The sequence below is a fragment of the Amycolatopsis anabasis genome (genome assembly GCF_009765355.1).
Classification (GTDB): domain Bacteria; phylum Actinomycetota; class Actinomycetes; order Mycobacteriales; family Pseudonocardiaceae; genus Amycolatopsis; species Amycolatopsis anabasis.
Genome location: NZ_VTHK01000035.1, coordinates 22,218 through 40,723 on the forward strand (window position 1 = coordinate 22,218; position 18,506 = coordinate 40,723).

General features: G+C 69.7%; 16 protein-coding genes. 8 read left to right on the forward strand and 8 right to left on the reverse strand.

Going from position 1 to position 18,506, the window contains the following annotated elements; all coding sequences use genetic code 11:
- Positions 1–161 precede the first annotated feature (161 nt).
- The gene (locus tag FXO23_RS34625; protein WP_158890133.1) at positions 162–725 is read left to right on the forward strand and encodes a snapalysin family zinc-dependent metalloprotease; all 564 of its coding nucleotides are present in this window, start codon (positions 162–164) and stop codon (positions 723–725) included.
- A 373-nt stretch (positions 726–1,098) separates the two neighbouring features.
- On the opposite strand, the gene FXO23_RS34630 is transcribed toward FXO23_RS34625, so the two are convergent.
- From FXO23_RS34630 to FXO23_RS34640, 3 genes are read right to left on the reverse strand one after another with little or no spacing between them, the layout of a single operon-like run.
- Positions 1,099–3,330, reverse strand: coding sequence for a xanthine dehydrogenase family protein molybdopterin-binding subunit (locus FXO23_RS34630; RefSeq protein ID WP_158890135.1), 2,232 nt, complete (start codon positions 3,328–3,330; stop codon positions 1,099–1,101).
- Complete coding sequence (locus FXO23_RS34635) at positions 3,327–4,310, reverse strand: FAD binding domain-containing protein (RefSeq protein WP_158890137.1); 984 nt, start codon at positions 4,308–4,310, stop codon at positions 3,327–3,329. The genes FXO23_RS34630 and FXO23_RS34635 overlap by 4 nt, the downstream gene beginning before the upstream one ends.
- Complete coding sequence (locus FXO23_RS34640; protein WP_218952238.1) at positions 4,307–4,750, reverse strand: (2Fe-2S)-binding protein; 444 nt, start codon at positions 4,748–4,750, stop codon at positions 4,307–4,309. The genes FXO23_RS34635 and FXO23_RS34640 overlap by 4 nt, the downstream gene beginning before the upstream one ends.
- A gap of 270 nt (positions 4,751–5,020) precedes the next feature.
- On the opposite strand from FXO23_RS34640, the gene FXO23_RS34645 reads away from it, so the two are divergent.
- Positions 5,021–5,503, forward strand: coding sequence for a MarR family winged helix-turn-helix transcriptional regulator (locus FXO23_RS34645; protein ID WP_158890260.1), 483 nt, complete (start codon positions 5,021–5,023; stop codon positions 5,501–5,503).
- A 9-nt stretch (positions 5,504–5,512) separates the two neighbouring features.
- Here FXO23_RS34645 and FXO23_RS34650 read toward each other — a convergent pair whose 3' ends face one another.
- A complete protein-coding gene (locus tag FXO23_RS34650) occupies positions 5,513–6,610 on the reverse strand; it encodes an alpha/beta fold hydrolase (protein ID WP_158890140.1) in 1,098 nt (365 codons plus the stop codon).
- A gap of 116 nt (positions 6,611–6,726) precedes the next feature.
- Here FXO23_RS34650 and FXO23_RS34655 point away from each other — a divergent pair, with 116 nt between their 5' ends.
- Positions 6,727–7,614, forward strand: coding sequence for a LysR family transcriptional regulator (locus tag FXO23_RS34655; RefSeq protein ID WP_158890142.1), 888 nt, complete (start codon positions 6,727–6,729; stop codon positions 7,612–7,614).
- 23 nt (positions 7,615–7,637) lie between these two features.
- The gene (locus tag FXO23_RS34660) at positions 7,638–8,642 is read left to right on the forward strand and encodes a methyltransferase (protein ID WP_425484936.1); all 1,005 of its coding nucleotides are present in this window, start codon (positions 7,638–7,640) and stop codon (positions 8,640–8,642) included.
- Positions 8,643–8,726: 84 nt separating this feature from the next.
- Here the strand turns inward: FXO23_RS34660 and FXO23_RS34665 are convergent, their stop codons facing one another.
- Both FXO23_RS34665 and FXO23_RS34670 read right to left on the reverse strand, forming a co-directional pair.
- Positions 8,727–9,536 carry an alpha/beta hydrolase gene (locus tag FXO23_RS34665; protein ID WP_246258204.1) on the reverse strand — a complete coding sequence of 270 codons (810 nt, stop codon included), beginning with the start codon at positions 9,534–9,536 and terminating at the stop codon, positions 8,727–8,729.
- A 212-nt stretch (positions 9,537–9,748) separates the two neighbouring features.
- Positions 9,749–10,825, reverse strand: a complete 1,077-nt coding sequence (locus FXO23_RS34670) for a magnesium and cobalt transport protein CorA (RefSeq protein WP_425484937.1) — start codon at positions 10,823–10,825, stop codon at positions 9,749–9,751.
- 142 nt (positions 10,826–10,967) lie between these two features.
- Here FXO23_RS34670 and FXO23_RS34675 point away from each other — a divergent pair, with 142 nt between their 5' ends.
- Positions 10,968–11,606, forward strand: a complete 639-nt coding sequence (locus FXO23_RS34675) for a nuclear transport factor 2 family protein (protein ID WP_158890148.1) — start codon at positions 10,968–10,970, stop codon at positions 11,604–11,606.
- A 22-nt stretch (positions 11,607–11,628) separates the two neighbouring features.
- Here the strand turns inward: FXO23_RS34675 and FXO23_RS34680 are convergent, their stop codons facing one another.
- The gene (locus FXO23_RS34680) at positions 11,629–13,404 is read right to left on the reverse strand and encodes a hypothetical protein (RefSeq protein ID WP_158890150.1); all 1,776 of its coding nucleotides are present in this window, start codon (positions 13,402–13,404) and stop codon (positions 11,629–11,631) included.
- 235 nt (positions 13,405–13,639) lie between these two features.
- Here FXO23_RS34680 and FXO23_RS51145 point away from each other — a divergent pair, with 235 nt between their 5' ends.
- Complete coding sequence (locus FXO23_RS51145) at positions 13,640–14,032, forward strand: hypothetical protein (protein WP_218952234.1); 393 nt, start codon at positions 13,640–13,642, stop codon at positions 14,030–14,032.
- Between the two features lie 577 nt (positions 14,033–14,609).
- Entirely contained in the window at positions 14,610–15,518 is a 909-nt protein-coding gene (locus tag FXO23_RS34690; RefSeq protein ID WP_218952235.1) for an AfsR/SARP family transcriptional regulator, read from the forward strand.
- Between the two features lie 25 nt (positions 15,519–15,543).
- Here the strand turns inward: FXO23_RS34690 and FXO23_RS34695 are convergent, their stop codons facing one another.
- Positions 15,544–17,127, reverse strand: coding sequence for a class I adenylate-forming enzyme family protein (locus tag FXO23_RS34695; RefSeq protein ID WP_158890156.1), 1,584 nt, complete (start codon positions 17,125–17,127; stop codon positions 15,544–15,546).
- 244 nt (positions 17,128–17,371) lie between these two features.
- Here FXO23_RS34695 and FXO23_RS34700 point away from each other — a divergent pair, with 244 nt between their 5' ends.
- On the forward strand, positions 17,372–18,472 hold the full coding sequence (locus tag FXO23_RS34700) for a type III polyketide synthase (protein WP_179956968.1): 1,101 nt from the start codon (positions 17,372–17,374) through the stop codon (positions 18,470–18,472).
- Positions 18,473–18,506: the final 34 nt, after the last annotated feature.

Genomic DNA, 18,506 nt, shown 5'->3' on the forward strand with positions numbered 1-18,506 from the left:
GACGGACGCATAAGCCCGGGCCATACCCAACTGGCAGAGCGCCACCCGGCCCACCGCCGGTATTTTTGTCTCGCGCACAGGCGCATCATTTCCGGTTATCCCGAGTTCGTGCCCCCTGCGAGCGGACTGACCTGCCACGCCGCTCATCCGAGGAGTCAGAAATGCTTCGACGCAGCATGATCGGCGTTCTCGCCGGCGCCGCCGTCCTCACCCTGCCGCTCACCGCCGGAGTCGCCGCGCCCGCCGCGGCGGCAACCGCGCTGGCCACCACGATCACCTTCGACGACAGCCAAGCCGCCGAGTTCAAATCCGCCGTGGCCCAAGGGGTCGAGGTGTGGAACACCAGCGTGAAGAACGTGCAGCTCGTGCGCGCCACGCCGGGCGCCCGCGTGAACATCAGAATCCTCGCCGACAACGGCTGGCCACGCGCGACCCTGGGACCCGTTCGCCCCAGCGGCAGCGTCACCGTGTGGATGGGCAGGCAAGCGGTTCAGCAGGGGCACAACGTCATCCGGATCGCCGCCCACGAACTGGGCCACAGCCTGGGCCTGCCGGACGTCAAACCCGGCCCGTGCTCCTCGCTGATGTCCGGCTCCTCCGCCGGGACGAGCTGCACCAACCCGAAGCCCAACGCCCAGGAAGCCGCCAGGGTCGAACAGAACTACCGAACCGGCGCCAACGAGCAGCACCCCGACTCGGGCGTGCTGATCTCCGACGCCGCCTGATACGGGGGTCGTGAGTGTTCGGGCCGGTTCTACAGTAACCGGCCTGATCACTCACGACCCTCAGACTTGGTTCCCTTACAAGAGACGGTGACCGGTCTGGGCGTGCAGGCGCGGCCTGGCTGCTACCCCGATGCTTGTCCGAAACGGGGGACACGCGCCAGCGGGATCCCCGGAGGACACCAATGTGGCTTTCGGGGCGTTGAAGGTACCGAACGCCGCATTGGGTACCTCCGAGCACCACCACCCAGCGCGGTTTCGCACTTTGTCGGCTAAGCGCGGGCTCGTCGAGCGGAAACGCCAGGTCACCAGTACGCGACCAAACGAGAGCCCGCTCTAACCGGCCCGAACACTCACGACCCGGCACTCGGTTCCCTCACAGGAGCTTCTCCGGCGTGACCGGAAGCTCCCGGATCCGCTTCCCGGTGGCGTGGTGGACGGCGTTCGCGATCGCGGGGGCGACCCCCACGGCCACGATCTCGCCGAGTCCCTTCGCGCCGTTGGGGTGGGCGTTCGGTTCGGGCTCGTCGGTGAACAGGACGCGGATGTCGCCGATGTCGGCGTGCACCGGCAGGTGGTAGTCGGTCAGCGCGGGATCGAGGAGCCTGCCGGACACCGGGTCCGGGGTGAGCCGTTCGGTCAGGGCGCCGCCGATGGCGAAGATGATGCCGCCCTGGGCCTGGGTGCGTGCGGTGCGGTGGTTGAGCACGCGCCCGCAGTCGAACACGCCGACATGCCGGGTGACGCGCACTCGCGGGAGTTCGGCGTCGATGCGGACTTCGACGAAATGCGCGGCGAAGGTGGCCAGGGCGTACTGGCTGTTCGGATCCGGCTGGTAGGCGCCCTCCTCGCGGAGGCTGCCGATCCCGTTGCGCCGCAACAGATCCTGGTAGGTCTCGCCGCGGCCCGGGTGGTCGCGGGCGAACAGCCTGCCGTGTTCGGCGGTCACCGCGTCCTCGGGCATCCCGTGCAGCGGCGAGCGGGGGTCGTTGACCGCCAGCCGGATCGCGGCGCGGCGGGCCCGCTCCGCCGCCAGGTGGACCGCGCTACCGGTGTTGCCCGAGGTCAGCGAGCCGAAGGTGGGCGCACCGGCGGGCAGGGCGGTGTCGCCCGCGCTGATCCGCACCCGCTCGGGCGCGATGCCGAGGCCGGAGGCGGCGATCTGGATCATCGTGGTGAGGGTGCCGCCGCCGATCTCCTGGGTCGAGGTGGACAGCGCGGCCGTGCCGTCGGCGTGGATCTCCACCCGGGCCGCGGCCGGGGCGGAGTGTTCGCCCCGCATCCCGGTCGCCATCCCGTAGCCGATCAGATCGGCGCCGTCGCGCATCGAGCCGGGCCGGGGATCCCGGCGGTCCCAGCCGAATTCCCGGGCGCCCAGTTCGTAGCAGCGCAGCAACCGCTTGCCGCCCCACGGTTTCCCGGTGTGCGGATGGACGTCGGCGTGGTTGCGGCGCCGGAGCTCGACCGGATCGACTCCGGTGGCGCAGGCCAGTTCGTCCATCGCGCATTCGACGGCGAAGTGCCCGGCGGAGTCGCCGGGGGTGCGCATCGAGGTGGAGGTGCCGATGTGCACCTTCGCCACGGTCACCCGGGCGTCCACATGGGACACCGAATACAGCGCGGGGGTGTTCTGGATGACCGGTTCCGGCCGGTCGTCCAGGTGCGAGGTCGAGTTGACGCTGTGGTGCAGGGCCGCGGTCAGCCTGCCGTCGCGGTCGGCGCCGAGCCGCACCCGCTGGATGGTGGCGGCCATGTGCCCGGTCCCGGTGAACACCTGCTTGCGGGTCAGGGTCAGCCGGACCGGCCGCCGCACCACCCGCGCCGCCAGCGCGGCGAGCAGGGTGTGCGCCCAGAGGAACGACTTGTTGCCGAACGCGCCGCCGAGGTAGTTGCAGATCAGCCGGACGTTGCCGGGCGGGAGGCCGAAGGCGGCGGCCACCGCGCGGGCGTGCAGCTGGACGGCCTGGCTGGAGTCGTACAGGGTGAGCCGGTCGCCGTCCCAGGAGGCCAGGGTGGACGAGGGTTCCATCGGCGCGTGCGCGAGGTTGGCGGTCCGGTACTCGGCGTCCACCCGCACCGGCGCGGCGGGGAACACCCCTTCCGCGTCACCGCGCCGGTGCTCCACCGGGAACCGGTCCACGTAGGGCCCGCTCGGCCGGTAGGCGGCGGGCCGCCCGGCGTCGAGATCGGGCACCGGGCGGTGCGGTTCGTAGTCGACGCGGACCAGCCCGGCCGCGTGCTGGGCCACTTCCGCGGTCTCGGCGACGACCAGGGCGAGGCACTGGTTGCCGTAGTGGATCCGGTCGTCCTCCAGCGGTAGCCGGTTCTCCGCCTGGTACATCGTGACGCCGGGCCGTCCTTTCCACTGTGGACGGTTGGTGTGGTCCAGCACGGTCAGGACCCCGCGCACCCCCAGCGCGCGGGAGCTGTCGATCGCGCGGACCCGCCCGGCCGAGATCGTGCTGGTGACCAGCACCGCGACCGCCGCACCCGGCGACCGGACATCCGCGGTGTAGATCGCGCGGCCGGTCACCTTGTCCCGCGCCTCGACCCGCGGAAGCGGCGCCCCGATCGGATCGGTCCAGTCGCGTTCCGCCGCGGTGGTCATCGTTGCTCCAGTTCGGACAGGGCACGCCGGACCACCCGGCGCACCAGTTCGACCTTGTAGGCGTTGTCCGGTCGCGGTGCCGCACCCGCGACCGCGGCGTCCGCCGCCGCGGCGATGGCGGCGGCGGCGAACCGGCGGCCGGTGAGCGCGGCCTCGGCGGCCGGGCCGCGCCACGGTTTCGCCGCGACGCCGCCCAGCGCGATCCGCGCCGAGCGCACCACCCCGCCCTGGAGTTCGACCGCGACGGCGGCCGAGACGAGCGCGAAGGCGAAGGAGGCGCGGTCGCGGAACTTCAGGTAGTGCGAGCGGCGGCCGAAGGGACGCGGTGGGATTTCGATCGCGGTGATCACCTCGGCCCGGCCCAGCGATGTCTCCCGGTGCGGGGTGTCCCCCGGCAGCAGGTGCAGCTCGTCCAGCGGGATCCGCCGCGAGCCGGACGGCCCGGCCACCAGCACCACCGCGTCCATCGCCCGCAGGGCGACCGCGAGATCCGAGGGGTGCACGGCGATGCAGGCGGGGGAGGCGCCGAAGATCGCCTGCCGTGAGCCGTCCCCGTCGGCCGCGGCGCACCCGCTGCCCGGGGCACGCCGGTTGCACGCGAACTCCGGCTGCCGGAAGTACGGGCACCGCACCCGTTGCAGCAGGTTGCCGCCGAAGGTCGCCATGTTCCGGATCTGCGGCGAGGCGCCGGACCGCAGCGCCTCGGTGATCACCGGGAACTCCGCCCGCAGCCGGGCGTCGTCGACCGCGTTGCGGCACAGCGCGCCGATCCGGACCGTGCCGTCCGGCCGCCACTCGATCCGGTCCAGGCCGAGCCCGCCGAGATCGACCAGGCGGGACGGGGCCGCGATCCCGTCCCGGGCGAGGGTGATCAGATCGGTGCCGCCCGCGATCGCGGCGGCGCCGGGGTCGCGGGCGAGCACCCCGACGGCCTCGGCGACGCTGCGCGGCCGGGTCAGGTGGAAGGGGCGCACACTCATCGCCCCCTGGCGTCCGCGATCGCCGCGACGATGTTCGGGTAAGCCGCGCAGCGGCACAGGTTCCCGCTCATCAGCTCGGGGATCTCCGCGTCGGGCACCCGCGGGTTCTCCGACAGCAGGCCGACCGCCGACATGATCTGGCCGGAAGTGCAGAAACCGCACTGGAAACCATCGTGCTCGGCGAACGCCTGCTGCACCGGATGCAGCCGGTCCCCGGCGGCGAGCCCCTCGATGGTGGTGATCTCCCGTCCGGTGTACATCCCCGCCACGGTCAGGCAGGACAACGTCCGGCGGCCGTCCACCAGCACCGTGCACGCCCCGCAGGCGCCCTGGTCGCAGCCCTTCTTCGTGCCGGTCAGCCCGAGGTTCTCGCGCAACGCGTCGAGCAGGCTGGTCCGGGTGTCGGCGTCGAAGGTGCGCGGCCTGCCGTTGACCCGCAACGTGAGCCGGACCGATTCCGGCGGCGCGGCGGGCGGATCGGGCGTCGCGTCCGCCCGCCCGGCGCCGCCCGCGCCCAGCACGGCGGCCCCGGCGCCCGCGGCCAGGCTCCTGGACAGGAACTCGCGGCGACTGCTGCCGGGCCCCGTGGATGGTTCTGCCTTGCGCTTGCGTGTCATGGGATCCCCGATCGGCTGGAGAAGGACTGGCAAGGTTTACAGAGTACTGTAATACAAGAGAGTACTGTCGATCAGTAAAATTCATGTGTGACCATGCGTGCTGAAGAACGACTGGGGTACCACGTCAAGCGGGTGGAGCAGGAGCTGATGGCCGTCAAGCAGGTGGCCCTCAAGCCGAGCGGCCTGACCGTGCCGCAGTACACCGCGCTGGCGATACTCTCCCAGCACTCCGGCGCCTCCACCTCGGCGCTGGCCCGGTTCGCCCTGGTCACCCCGCAGACGATGGCCACCATCATGGCCAACCTCGAGGCCAAGGGGCTCGTCGTCAAGCAGCCCGACCCGTACCACCTCAACTCCCAGCAGATCGAACTCACCGCCGCCGGCCGCAAGGTGCTCGCCAAAGCCGACACCGCGGCGGTCGAGATCGAACGGGCCATCGACGACGCCTACACCGCCCGGGAGAAGGAGACCCTGGTCGAACTCCTGGCCCGGTTCTCCACCGCGCTCGAGGAGCAGGCCACCAGGTTCACCGGCACCGGCCCCGCGCTCGCCCCCTTCCGGGCGAACCCCGCCTGACCCGGCGGGTCAGGGCACGGCGGTGCCGAGGAACGTGGTGACCTCGCGCAGGAGTTGACCGCGTCCGTGCTCGGTGCGGTCCAGATGGGCGTAGTGGGTGGCGCCGGCGAGTTCGGCGGTGCGGACGGTGCGGGCGTGGACGAGATGGCGGCGGAGCAGTTCCGGATCTTGGCGGCGGCTCCAGAAGTCGCGTTCGCTGCGCAGGACCAGGGTGGCCGCGGTGATCAGGCTGGCATCCCAGAGCTGGCGTCCGGTGGCTAGGTAGAAGCTGTCCTCGAGGGCGCCGGTGGGTGCGCGGAAGCTCGGCGGCGTGCGTGTCCGGCTGGTGGGGTCGGAGGCCAGCGCGCCGCGGGTGTAGGCGTCCAGCACGGCCGGATCGCGCCAGCGCGCCTTGTCCGGGGTCGGGATGCTGTTGTCCCAGGAGGGCAGCAGGCTGGCGCCGGTGTTGAGCCGGTAGGCGCCGAACCGGGCGGTGTTGAACTGTCCCGGCCGCGCCGGGTCTTCGTAGTCGCTGCCTCTGCCCAGGCTCGGGTGACCGTCGATCGGCCCGTAGAGGGTGTTGTACAGGACGAGGTGGCCGACCCGGTCGGGATGGGCGGCGGCGTACTGGCCGAGCCAGTGCCCGCCGGTCGCCCAGCCGAGCAGCGCCACCTTGCCGCCGGCGGCGCCGTTCCGCTGGAGGATCTGGTCGACGACCGCGGCCACGTCGCGGACCACCGCGTCGGAGCGGACGGCGGGCGGGCCCGCCTCCGGCGGCTGGGACAGCGCGGGCGGGCGGGTGGAATTCCCGTAGCCGCGCGCGTCCATCACGTAGACCCGGTGACCGGCGCGGGCCAGGTCCTCGGCCAGGGAGCCACCCGGCACCGGGAGGTCGAAACTCGCCGCGCCGGGCACGCGGGCGCCGTGCAGCAACAGCACCGGGCGCGCCGGACCGGTGGCGGCGCGAACCTCGCGGACGCCGATGCGCACCCCCGGATCACTGGTGACGTGGAACTCGGTGCGAAGCACCCGGCGCGGATCGGTGCCATCCGCGGCACCGGGCGCGACTCCGGTCGCGGCCACGACCGCCGCCGCGAGAACGCACAGGGTCTTCGGCAGTGCGGGCATGGGAATCTCCTCGGCATTCTCGTGCTGACCCGGCCATGATGCGGCCGGACGGCGGCATCGAGACGTTCCATATCAAGAATCGCGCTCAGCGATATGCGGGCGATATGCTCGGCCTGGTGGAACTGAGGCACCTGCGTTACTTCCTGGCCGTCTCGGAAGAACTGCATTTCGGCCGTGCCGCGCGGGCGCTCGGGATTCAGCAGCCACCGCTGAGCCAGCAGATCCGTGCCCTGGAAGACGAACTGGGCGTGAAACTGTTCGACCGCAGCAGCCGGCGGGTGCGGCTCACCGCGGCGGGGGAAGCGTTGCGGCCCGCGGCGCAACGCGCGCTCGACGCCGCGGACGCGGCCAGGCGAACGGCCCAGCGCGCCGGGCGCGGGGACACCGGCGAACTCGCCCTGGGCTTCGTGGGCACGGCGACGCTGACCCTGCTGCCGAAACTGCTGCGGAGTTTCCGGGAGCACCACCCGGACGTCGCGCTGACCTTGCACGAGATGACCACCGCCGAACAACTCCGGGCCCTGCACGCGGGCAACCTGGACGTCGGGCTGGTGCGCCCGCCGCTGCCCGGCGCCGAAACCGTCCACTGTGTACCGCTCGGCACGGAACGGTTGCTGGCCGCACTGCCCGTCCGGCATCCACTGGCACGGGAGCGCGCGGTGGCGGTGGAACGGCTCGCGGGCGAGCCGTTCGTGCTCTTCCCGCGCGCCCTCGGCCCGGGACTGTACGACCAGATCCTCAACCACTGCCGGAGCCACGGTGTCGAACCTGCCATCACGCAGGAAGCGGTGCAGATGCACACCCTCGCGGCCCTGGTCGCCGCCGGTCTCGGGGTCTCGATCGTGCCGTCCTCGGTGAGCCAGTTGCACCGTGCCGATGTCGCCTACCGGCCGCTGAGCCCGCAGGCACGCGTCGCGCACCTCGCGGCCGCACACCGGCACGACAACCTCAATCCCGCGGCGCACAACTTCGCGGCCCTGGCTCGGCGACCGAATTTCGGTTGACAGGCATGGGAAAGTGCGTCTTCGTGGGACAAGAAAACGATGTGGACGTGCTCCGTCGCCTGTCCGGGCTGGCGACGCCGATGGCGCTGCGGGTCGCGGTGACCCTGGGCCTGCCGGACCGGCTCCTCGGCGACGGCGCCGCCGCCGAGGAACTCGCGGTCGAACTCGACCATTCCCCGGTCGGGCTCGATCTGCTGCTGGGCCACCTGACGACCCTCGGCGTCGTCGAACGGACCTCCACCGGCTACCGGACCACCGAGTTCGGGGCGAACCTCCGCGCCGACGCCGGGAACGGCCTGGCCAACCTCCTGCACCTGGATTCCGCCGCCGGTCGCGCCGAACTGGCCCTGGTCGAACTCGGCCACAGCATCGCCACCGGCCAAGCGTCCTACGCCCGCCGCTACGGCCAGGACTTCTGGGCCGACCTCGCCGAGCATTCCCACCTCCGCGAGTCGTTCGACCGGCAGATGATCCAGCGGTTCCGCGAGCAGATCCCGGGGATCGTCGCCGGTTTCGACTGGTCCCGGTTCGCCACCCTGGTCGACGTCGGCGGCGGCCGGGGCGCCCTGCTCGCCGCGATCCTGGCGGCCCACCCCCGGATGCGCGGCCATCTCGTCGATCTCGAACCCACGGCCGCCGAGGCCGCCCGCACCTTCCGCGCGCACGATCTGGACGACCGGACCGAAGTGACCGCGGGCAGCTTCTTCGACCCGCTCCCGGCGGGGGCGGACGCCTATCTGCTGAGCGACATCCTCCACGACTGGGACGACGAGCACGCCCACCGCATCCTGGCCCGCTGCGTCGAGGCCGTCCACCCGTCCGGCCGTGTTCTCGTCCTCGAGCCGGTCGGCGGAATGCGCGCCGAAACCGAGATGGACCTGGTCATGCTCGCGTTCTACGGCGGACGCGAGCGCCGGATCGACGAGTTCCGCACGCTCGCCGCCGCGCAGGGACTGGTCCTCGATGCGGTGACCACCCTGACCGACCAGCGCTGCCTGCTCGAATTCCGGCTCGCCGCCAACGGATGAGGTACCACCCGGAACCGGTGGAGTCGTGAGTGGACGGACCGGTTATTGATAGAACCGGCCGTACCACCCACGACCGGTGGCGGCTCAGCCGCCGATCGCGGCGAGCAGCGTGGGCAGGGAGGCGTGGAACTGCCGTTGCCAGTAGGGCCAGGAATGCGTGCCTTCGCCGAAGTATGTGGTGACCGGGATGTGCGACCGGCGCAGCCGTTCCACGAACACGGTCGTCATGCGGTGGACCTCCTGTTCCGCCCGGATGCCGATGAGGTCGAGTGGTGATCCGAACGGTCCGGGCGTGCCGTCGCCGGAGCTGACGAACAGCCGCACGCCGCGCAGCCGGTCCGCGAGGTCGTAGGCGTTGTGCCGTTGCCAGAGCACGCGTTGCTCGGGGATCTCCGGATCACCCCAGATCCTGCGGTAGTCCGTCCCGAAGCAGTTGACCAGCATCGCCAGGCGCAATCCCAGCGGATCCCGCAGGGTGTGCAGCCCGCCGCTGTAGCTCGCGGCCGCCCGGAACATGCCGGGGTGCCGGGCCGCGTAGGCCATGGCGCCTTGCCCGCCCATCGAGATTCCGCCGATCGCGCGGGCGGAACCGGCCCGGTAGTCGCGTTCCAGGAGCTCGCGCACTTCGGTCAGGTGGAAGGTCTCCCAGGCGACATCGGATTCGGTGGCCCAGCTCCGGTAGTTGCCGCCGCCTCCGTGCAGCAGGTACAGCACCGGCCAGGTGCGTTGCGCGTGCCGGGACCAGCCGGGCGGCAGCAGCACGCGCACACCGGCCACCGCGCCCAGGGCCGGCGAGTCGATCCGCAGATCCAGCGTGCGGGCGTCGACCCGGGTTTCCGCCACGACCCGCGGCGGCGCGGGCTGCGCACGGGCGGGTGAAACGGGAACGGCCACGACCAGAGCCGTGACCGCGGCGGCGAACCATGATCGTGCCCATCGGCGAATGCCTCCCGGCGGTCTCGGGGCGAACGGGGTTCGGCAGATGCGTCAGCGCGGGGCGGCGCCCATGCCGAGTGCGATCTGCACGGTGATCAGGACAAGCCAGGCCAGCAGGAGGAGCGCGGCCCAGAACAGGGGTTTGGTGAGCAGTTTCATGCGCCGTCCGTTCAGAGCCAGCCGTTGCGTTTGAGCATCCGGTGCAGCAGCAGGCAGACCAGCAGGATCACGGTCATCACGATGGGGTAGCCGTAGGTCCAGCGCAATTCGGGCATGTGGTCGAAGTTCATCCCGTAGATCCCGGCGCCCATGGTGGGCACGGCGACGATCGCGGCCCAGGCGGTGATCTTGCGCATGTCGTTGTTCTGCTGGAGCGTGACCTTGGCGAGGGTGGCGTCGAGCAGGCTGGTGAGCAGTTCGTCGAAGCCGGCGATGCGCTCGGTCAAGGATTCGAGGTTGTTGTCCACGTCGTGGAAGTAGGACCGCACCTGCTGCGGGATCAGCGGCGTTTCGGTGTCGCCCAGGACGCGCAGCGGGGTGGCCAGCGGGGTCACGGATCGGCGGAGTTCCACGATTTCGCGTTTGATCAGGTACATCTGTTCGGCGCTGATGAGGCTGCGCGGGGCGAACACGAGCGCTTCGACCTCGTCGATGTCCCGTTCGAACGCGCTGGTGACCTCGTGGTAGGCGTCGACCACGTGGTCGGCGATGGCGTGCAGCACGACGGCCGGGCCGAGCGCGAGCCGTTCGGGTGCGGCTTCGAGCCGGTCGCGCAGGCGGCGCAGGCGGGAATGTTCGCGTCGCCGGACGGTGACGATGAAATCGGCGCCGAGGAAGGCCATGATCTCGCCGGTTTCCACGATCTCGTGCGCGGTGGTCGGCGAGTCGTGCTCGACGTGGCGCACGGTTTTGAACACGGTGAACAGGGTGCCGTCGTACCGCTCGAGCTTGGGGCGCTGGTAGGCGCGGACCGCGTCCTCGACACCGAGTTCGTGCAGGCCGAAGATCTCCGCGATGTCCCGGAGGTGCTCGGCGTCGGGCTCGAACAACCCGGCCCACACGAATCCCGTGCCGTGGCGGCGGACCTCGGCCAGGGCGTCGGCGGGAGTCCACCGGCCCGGTAGGCGCGTGCCGTCGCGGTAGGCGGCGCAGTCCACGATCGACGCGGACGTCGTCACCGGACTCCGCCCGGCGGAGCGGCTGTCCTCGCCGTCCGGCTGGTCGTCGGTCGAGGGGACACTCAGCACGGATCCTCCTGATACCGGTGGGTTTCCACGGGGCCGGTGCGCCATCCTGCCAGTCTGCCCCGGCTTGTCGTGTGCGGTCGCGGCGCTCGATGACCGCGGTGCCGCAGTAGATTGGCGGTTCACCCATGTCAAGGAGGACAGCGTGGCCACTTCCGCCGACGACCACACCCTCGAAGCCTTGGCCGCCCGGGTCGCCCAGCTGGAGGGCAGGCTGGCCGAATGCGAGGACCGGGCCGCCATCACCGAGGTGCTGTTCCGCTACGCGCGCGCCGCCGACCGGTGCGACCTCGAGTTGTTCAAGTCCTGCTACCACCCGGACGCGACCGACTGCCACTGGTTCTTCAACGGCAACGCCCACGAGTTCGCCGAGCACGTGGTCGAGGTGCTGGCGCGGGCCGACAACTCCCAGCACTCGATCACCAACCCGCTCATCACCCTCGACGGGACGCGGGCGTTCGTGGAATCGCAGTGGTACGTGCTGCACCACGTGTCGCTGAACGACGGCCGCTACCTCGACCAGCAGATCGAGGGCCGCTACCTGGACGTGTTCGAGAAGCGGGACGGGGAGTGGAAGATCCTGCACCGGCAATGCGCGACCGAGGCATGGCGCGAGTTCGTCACCGAGGACTACTCGGCCGGAATTCCCGCCGACCATCCCGCCCGCGGTCAGCGGGCGCCGCACGACGCCGTGTACCGGGGTTTCGGCCTGCTCGACGAGGAGGTCGTGCCTTTCGTCCTGCCCGACTTCTGGGCCCCCGCGCTGTCCCGCCACCAGGGCTGAACACCCGGCGCGGCGGTCGTTTTCAACGACAACCGCAGATGCGCCGGGCCTGGCCGCGGATGTCGGAGGTGACGTGTGGCGAGTCGAGATTGCCGACGACGATGGCCGCGTTGTGACTGGTCACCGGTATACCGGCGGTCATGGTGCGCACGAGTTGCTGGACGTGTGCCTGGCTGAGGGATTTGTCGAGGTTCTGCAACTGCCGGGCGGCTTCTCGCGGGTTCGGGCCGCCCAGCGCGTTGATGAGGTCCTCGACCTTGGCGCCGGTCTGCCGGGCCAGGCGTGCCGCGCCTTCGTCCAGCACGGCCGCTTTGCCGCGCCATTCGGAGGCGAGTTCCGTCGCTCGCGGGCTCGCGTCGGCAACGGGGCGGGAGACGTCGGTTTCGGCGACCACGGCCCGGGCTTCCCCGGACACCAGGTCGTCCACGTTGGTCGCGGAGTCGCGGGTCAGGAAGTCCAGCACCCGGTGATATGCCTTTTCCAGCCGGTCCTGGAGTGACTTGTCCACCGATTCGACGAAGCTCTGCATCATCGGTTCCAGGAGCGGAATGGCCTCGGTGATCGGTTTGGTGAACTTGAGCAGGAGTTCGGTGGCCAGTTTCTCCACTTGGAGCACGATCTTCTTCGGCCCCTCCGTCGCGATCTCGATCCCTGGTGCGGGGCTTCCCGACGTCGTGCGCGCGGCGTCGTCGATCCGGTTCGGGGTGATTTCCGGCGGTGGCGCCTTCCGGTCCGGGCTGACGACCTTCTGCTCGCCCGGCAGGGCGTCCACCTTCTGCTTCCGTGCGGACTCGTCGCGCACCGCTTGGTCGACCGCGTCGTCACGGACTCCGAATGTTCGTGCTTGCTCGGCTTCCGCGTGCACCGCGGCCGCGGTCGCGCTGATCCGGGGAAGCAAGGGCAAGGCGTCCCGGTACTCCGGCGGCATCTTGCCGGCGATGTCCCGGTACAGGCTGGTAGCGACCTCCTGGGCGAGTCTGGCCTCCACCTGGTGTGCGATCTTGGCGTAGTCGTCCTCCTTGGTCTTGATCCGGAGGAGCAGGTCGCCGCTCGGCACACCCGCGTGCGTGCCGAGCAGCGTGAACGCCGCCAGCGTCGCCAGCCCGGCCGCGATCGGGCCGCTGTACTTGCCGTACAGGTCGGCCAGGCGGTTGAGCCCCCGGGCGGCCCCGGCGCGGGCCTTGCCCGGCCAGGCGGTCAGGACGCAACTCAGCACGTAGACCAGGACGAGCAGGCCGAGCATCCGCAGTTCGGTCAGCTTCAGGTTGTCCGCGAAGAATTTCGAGATCCCTTCCAGCCATTGCTGGAGGCCGGCCAGTTGCCCGATGGTCAGCATTCCGCCGAATATGGTCAGCACCGATGCCAGTAACACGTGGAACGCGGTGGCGAGCCCGATGGGGATGAGGTAGAGAACGCCGAAGAAGCGCAGGTAGTACCGGAACCCCGTGGACCGCGGCGCACGCCTGCCGCGCCACGCGTTCGCCCTCGTCCCGTTCGCCACTCCGACATAACCCCGGCAGTACCGCAGCAGAATCCACAGGACACCGACCACCAGTGCGATCGCGGCCGCATTGGTGAACAGGCCCAGGAGGACCAGCGCGGCGACGAGCGCGTGCAGGACAGTTCTCCCGTAGAGCAGCCGAACGCGCAAGTCCGCGGTGCCGGACGCGCGCAGCCGGGTACCGTTCCGGACGTTCCCGGGAATCCTGATTACGATCGGGCTGCGGTGATTTTCCGGGGACGCCGTGATCAGTTTGATCGTGCCGGGCCGCTTTTGCCACGGGTAAATCTCCAACACCGGCAACTTCTGGCCGACAGGTTTGCTTTTCCTTTTCATCGAACAATGATGAATGGGCGTCGCATGGGGTAAAAGTCGCCATTCGGGTCGTTAATGCGCGGAGCATACGGCGTGGCGCCTTCATCCGTCGTGCATCGGCGTGGCGCCGGACGGACTGCCGATGTTCGCCCCCTGGACACCGGACTGCCGGACCCTTGCGCGGCACTGTCGGGGGCTGGTGAAACAGAGAGAGGTCATGGCCGACGCTCGCTTTCAGATGTTCACGGTGTTCCCGGCGCGAGGGCAGTGGGACAGTTGTGTCGTGTGGCGCTTCCTGTCGGCAAATAATCGAACTCTCGCGCAACCGGTGAAGTGTCATCCGAATGAGGTGGCCTGCCTGGTGTCCCTGCGCGAGCTTCGGTCCGGCCTGACCGGCGCGACGGTGCTGCCGGGCCGCGACGACCGCGGGCTGTGGTCTTGGCGGCTGCGCGTGGGCGAGGTCGACCTGGCCGTGTCCAGCCGCACGTACCTGCGCCGGATTCGCGCGTACGAAGCCGGTGAATCTTTCCGGCGCCACGCGGCGGAAGCCGGGGACGTCGAACCGGTGCGCCTGGTCTCCGCGAACGGTTTCCGGATCGAAAGCTGTTGACCGGGCCGTTCCGCTGGATGGGCGCTCGTTTCCTACGCCGAATGGGCGCCAGTGCGAGAGGTCATTTTTTCACGGGCCGCTGTCGAGCGCGGAAAATTGATCACTCGCCGAGTGCGCGTCCTCTCGACAAAGATCGAAATTAAGAGTCGACAAACGGAGAGTAGCATTATCGAGAGGCTTGGGGGACATGCTATGGAAATTCTGGTTGGTTCCACAGTGTCGGTAGCGATTGGCCTACTCCGGGCTCATACTACCGGAGTGTCTAAATGAGATTGTCCACACGCAACGCCAAGGCCTTGCCGAATGAGTGCGCGCGGTTGTCGTAGAACCTGGGGGTTTGCGCATGGCCGAATCACCGACATCATCGTGCTGCGCGCGTTCCTGTCCAGCCGGAGACGTTCTGTAGTCAAGTAACTTCGGCATCGTTATGGCATGTCGCTACATCTTCCCTGCTGTTTTCGGAGGAACTGACCACATGACTAACGCGGAAGTCGCTGCAACCTCGTGTCGCAATCCGTCGGGATCTATCCGATGGACCGAAGCGCAACCGCCGGATACCCCGGGAGATTCGCAGGTCATGGTGGAGTTTCGGGCATTGGGTCCGCTGGAGGCGGTGGTCGATGGCCGGCTGGTGGAGCTGGGAGCGCCCAAGCAGCGTGCGTTGCTCACGTTGTTGGTCAGCCAGGTGGGTCAGCCGGTGGCGGTGGATCTGATGCGGGAAGAGTTGTGGGCGGGGTGTCCGCCGCGATCGGCGATGACCTCGCTGCAGACGTATGTGGCCAATTTGCGGCGAGTGCTGGAACCGGATCGCGCGCCGCGCACACCGGCGACGGTGTTGCGCACTTGTCCCCAGGGCTATCTGGTGGACGGCCGCGTGGTCGACGTCGACGTCCGCCGGTTCGGCGAGCAGGCCACCGCCGGGTGGCAGGCCTGGGAGCGGGGTGATCCGCGGCAGGCGTTGAGCGAGTTCGAGGCGGGGCTGGCGTTGTGGCGGGGGCAGGCCTACACGGAAATGGCCAACGCTTCTTGTGTGGCGCCGGAGGTGGCGCGGCTGGAGGAGTTGCGGCTGTCGGTGGTGGAGGGGCGTTGCGCGGCACTGCTGGCCGTGCGCGCGCATGAGGTCGCGGTGGCCGAACTGGCGGCCTTCGTGCAGGCCCATCCGCTGCGCGAATACGGCTGCGAGCTGTTCAGCCTGGCGTTGTACCGGGCCGGGCGGCAGGCCGAGGCGCTGGAGGTGCTGCGGACCATCAAGGTGCGGCTGGCCGAGGAACTGGGCATCGACCCCAGGCCGGCGCTGCAACACCTCGAGCGCGAGATCCTGAACCAGGACCCGGCCCTGGACCGGCGCCCGACCCCGGCCATGCCGGTGCCGGGCAGGCCCCGGGCCGCGCCGCACGTCTGCACCACTCGTCCGCGGCACCGGCCGGTCGCGGCTGAGGAGGCCTTGTGCCTTTGCCCGCCGCCGGGCCCGGCTTGGCCGCCGTAGCGCCGCGGTTCGTGATGGTCACGGTTTACGCCGGCTCCGTCGTCGTTTCGCGGAGCCGGCGGGACAGCTCGGTCCGCCGCACCTTCAGCGTGGCGGTCCGAGGTAGCTCGGCGAACGGGATCTGGACGGGATCGGCCAGGTGGGGGAACTCGGTGACGGCCGCGCGCCAGCGGTCCCGGTCCAGCGGCTGGTCCTCGTGGGTGCAGACCACCGGGACCGGCTCGGATTTCGGGCCCGGCACCACGACGAGCTCGCTCAGCTCACGCAGCCTGCCCAAGACGAGATCCTCGATCTCAAGGTTGCTGTGCACCCCGGGGATGACGTCCACCTCCCGATCGAGCAGGTGCAGGCAGCCCCGCCTGGTGCGGTAACCGACGTCCCCGGTCCGCCACCAGCCGCCGTTCAGGTTGGCGTCGTAGCGCTCCTGCTCGCCGAAATAGCTCTTCGCCAGGCCGTCCCAGCGGACCTCGATGAAGCCGGGATTCCGCTTGGACGGCCGCTTGCCGTCCCGGCCGACCACGCGAACCCGCGCGCTGCCCGGCAGCGGGTAGCCGACGCAGCGCCCGTCCGTCCGATGGGCGGACTTGCGGAAGTAGGGCCGGCCGACGGCCGGTCCGACCTCGCTCTGCCCATAGATCTGGAAGAACAGCGGCGCTCGCCGCTCGGAGGAGCCGAGCAACCGGCTGATGGTGCCCGGGTGGATCGCGTCGAACGTGCTGCTGAAGTACTTCACCGACGCGAACGGCTTGCGCGGATCGTCGGTGAGCCCCTCCCATTCCAGGAACGAGTTGGGCAGCGCCTCGATGAAACCCGGCCGTTGCTTGGCGAACAACGTCGCGACCTGGTCGGCGGCGGATCCGTTCATGAGCAGCACCGGCATCGCCCTGGACAGGCACAGCGCCATCGCCGCGTACAGGCGGGAGTGCACGAAGGGGACGTGGATCGCGACGGTCTCCTGCTTCCGCATCAACGACAGGAGGAACAACTGCGGCCGCAGCCGGGCGCGCTGGGTGCGCGGCGTGTGCACGACGAGCTTGGGCAGCCCCGTGGTGCCGGACGTGTGCGTGATCAGCGCGGGCTCGTCCAGCCCCTGGAACACCGGTTGAACCCGCGGGGAGCCGGCCAGCTCGGCGAGCGACGTCGCACCCGGCAGGGACCCGGTCACGATGATCACCCGGTTGGTGAGGTCCGTCAGCGGCACGTCGGCCAGCGCGTCGAGTTTGTGCGCGTCGGTGAGCAGGTGCGGTTGTTCCAACCGGCCGAGCAGGGCGCCGACGGTCGCGCCGTCCAGGGCGGGCGAAAGCATCGCGGGCACCGCTCCGATGCGCGCCGCCGCGGTGGCGAGCACCCAGACGTCGAAGTTGGCGGCCTTGTGGATCGCGACGCGTTCGCCGGGCCGGACCCCGGCCGCCCACAACCGGCCCGCCAGGTCGTCCACGTGCCAGGCGAGTTCGGCCACCGTCAGGCGCCGCCCCTCCTCGGGGAGGACGTCCAGATCGTGGTCGAGGGTGAGCAACGTCGAAGGGTTCTTGTCCGCGGCGGTTTCCGGCAGGATGCCGAGATAAAGACCGCGCTTCCGTGCCGAATTGCCGACCGCGAAGCCCTTCATCCACACCAGCTCCTTTTCCGGTATTCGATGGAATTCGCGCCGTACGCTGGCTCGGTCGCGTGCGGTCAGCATCGGTCACCGGACTCGCCCGCGGCTATTCGGCGGGTTGGCGCCGGCTTGGCGGCGGCTTGTTTCGGCGGTCGGCGCCCCCGAGTGATCGCCAGGTCGACACCAAGTCGATGGCAAGTGGGATGAACGACGGTTCTTGGCGTACATCCGACGCGACCCCGGGGGTGCGCCACCCATGCCAACGCTCTGCAAGCCGTCGGTGAGTGTGCCGGAATACGTCGTCACCATGGAAGAGACCCTGGAATCCGCGCGAAGGCTCCATGCCGGAAAGCCGCAGCTTCCGCTGGCTCTTCGATTGATCCGGAACACAGGAGTGCGGAAGCGGCATATCGTGCGGCCGCTCGAAGAGACACTCCGCCACCCGGGCTTCGAGGAACGCAACCGCATCTACGAGATCGAATCCAAGAAGCGGTGCCCCGAGGTGGTCGAACAAGCGCTGGCGAACGCTCGTCTGGCGGCTCGGGATATCGACGCGATCATTTACGTGTCGTGTACCGGGTTTCTGATGCCGTCGCTGACCGCCTGGCTGATCAACAACATGGGATTTCGGTCCGATGCCCGGCAGATCCCCATCGCGCAGCTGGGCTGCGCGGCCGGTGGCGCGGCGATCAATCGTGCCCACGATTTCTGCATGGCCTATCCCGAAGGCAATGTGCTGATCGTCTCGTGCGAGCTGTGTTCGCTGTGCTACCAACCCGGCGACGACGGTGTCGGTTCGCTGCTGTCCGACGGGCTGTTCGGGGACGCCGTCGCGGCGGCGGTGGTGCGGGGCAGCGGCGGCACCGGCATGGTGCTGGAGCGCAATGCCTCGTATCTCATTCCGAACACCGAGGAATGGATTTCCTACGCCGTGCGCGCCACCGGTTTCCATTTCCAGCTGGATCGCCGGGTGCCCGGGACGATGGAACCGCTCGCCCCGGTGCTGCGGGAGCTCGCCGCGGACCACGGCTGGGATGTCGGCAACCTCGACTTCTACATCATTCACGCCGGCGGTCCGCGGATTTTGGACGATCTGAGCAAGTTCCTCGGCGTCGATTATGACGCGTTCCGCCACAGCCGGGCGACCTTGACCGAATACGGCAATATCGCCAGCGCGGTGGTGCTCGAAGCGCTGCGCTCGCTGTTCGACGAAGACGCGACGCTGCCAGGAGCCACCGGCGTGATCGCGGGATTCGGTCCCGGTATCACCGCCGAGATGGCGGTGGGCAGCTGGATCGCCGACGCACCGAAGAACCTGGAATTCAATCCGAAGGGCCGCGTCGCGACCCTTCCGTGAACGAGATTTCGCGCAGGCGAAAGGAGACGATCGT